Raw genomic sequence first — 1,515 nt, 5'->3', positions numbered from 1 at the left:
GTTAGTGTAAAATAAACCTCGGTATTTGATATAATTGGACAAAAAGAAACGAGACCTTTAATCTTAAAGTTACCACACAAAAAGAAAGGAAAGGTCTCGTTTATGTTACCTAGTTTATCACAAGTAATTGAAATTTTGAAGAACAGTTCCACTTCTATTGATATGGAGATGGCGTTAAGCCTTTGGCTTACGGATTTAGACAGTTTTATTGTGAGACTTCTTTTCCAGAGATTAGATAAAGAACTGTATGCGACCTATTATGAGAAGGGTTGGCGAATCGATCGTATTGAGTCACGAACGATTCAGTTTATATTTGGTGAAGTTCATTTTGAGCGAAGACGTTTGAGAAAAAAGGGAGAAAAAAGCTTTCTGCCGTTGGATGAGGCTCTTGGATTTGAAAAGCGTAAGCATTATTCTCTGAACGTACGAAAGAAAATTGCTCAAATGGGCAGTCAAATGCCTTTCAGACAAGCAGAGAAGGCTCTTCGCATCTGCTCACCCATTTCAGCAAGTCATACTACTATACACAGCATCACACAGGAGATTGGTGGAAAAGTTCAGACGTATCTGTCTCAACGTCCGTCCAGGAAAGAGAAACGAAGACGTATGAGCCATGTATTTATTGAAGGTGACGGTCTGCATATTGCTGGCAGACAAAGCGACAAGCCCGTTATTCATCGTGTTCTTGTACATGAGGGCGTCAAGGCAGACAAAAAACGACATGAGCTGATTGAACCAATGGCTTTTTTCAGTGTTAAATCCAGCCATGAAGCATTCGAACAGGCTGCGGTTTATCTTGATCAGACATATGATCTAAAACAGTCGATTGTGATCTCTAATAGTGATGGGGGAAGCGGGTATGAAGCTGATCGGTTTGAAGCGATTATCGGTATGTGCCGTCGGCACGAACACTTTAGAGATAAATTTCATGTTCACAGAAAAATAAAAACTAGATTGAGCTTTGATAAGCCTATGATGAATCGGCTGACGCAAGCGGTCAGAGCGTATGATTGGAAACGTGTGGAACAAATTTTAGCCACAGCCGAGAGCCGTATAGTTGATGTACCTGAATCAGTAACAATTGACCGAATGGAGGACATTAGAAAGCTGTATGCTTATCTGAAGCGGAACTGGCCATATGTGAGAGGTTTTTACGAAAGAGATTTAAGTATCGACAGAGGCGTGGGTGTATGTGAGACAGGGCATCGTTTTTACAGCTACCGAATGAAACGTCAGGGACGAAGTTGGACAACCAAAGGTGCTGAACATGTCGGGGCACTGCTTACTGCCGTTAGAAATAATGAGTTGGATACTGCGCTCAAATCAGAAGTTGACAAACACCTTGAACCGCTCGGCAAAGAGCTCAAAGGTGCAGTACGAGAGGCTCTAAAGAAATCAAAGACAGACACCCTCCGGGTGAAAACAGGCAAATTGACCAACTATGCTTCTGCTTCCAGTTTCACAGGTGTACTTGCAAAAATGTTCAGTTGATTTGCCTTGAATAAAAATATTTTC

General features: G+C 41.7%; 1 protein-coding gene. It reads left to right on the top strand.

Features of this window, described 5'->3' with window-relative positions:
- Positions 1–102: 102 nt before the first annotated feature.
- Positions 103–1,491, top strand: coding sequence for an ISLre2 family transposase (locus C3945_RS11655; RefSeq protein WP_161879818.1), 1,389 nt, complete (start codon positions 103–105; stop codon positions 1,489–1,491).
- Positions 1,492–1,515 lie beyond the last annotated feature (24 nt).

It is taken from the genome of Alkalibacterium sp. MB6 (assembly GCF_009935905.1).
Lineage (GTDB): Bacteria > Bacillota > Bacilli > Lactobacillales > Carnobacteriaceae_A > Alkalibacterium.
This window is presented reverse-complemented; position numbering and strand designations above follow the sequence as displayed.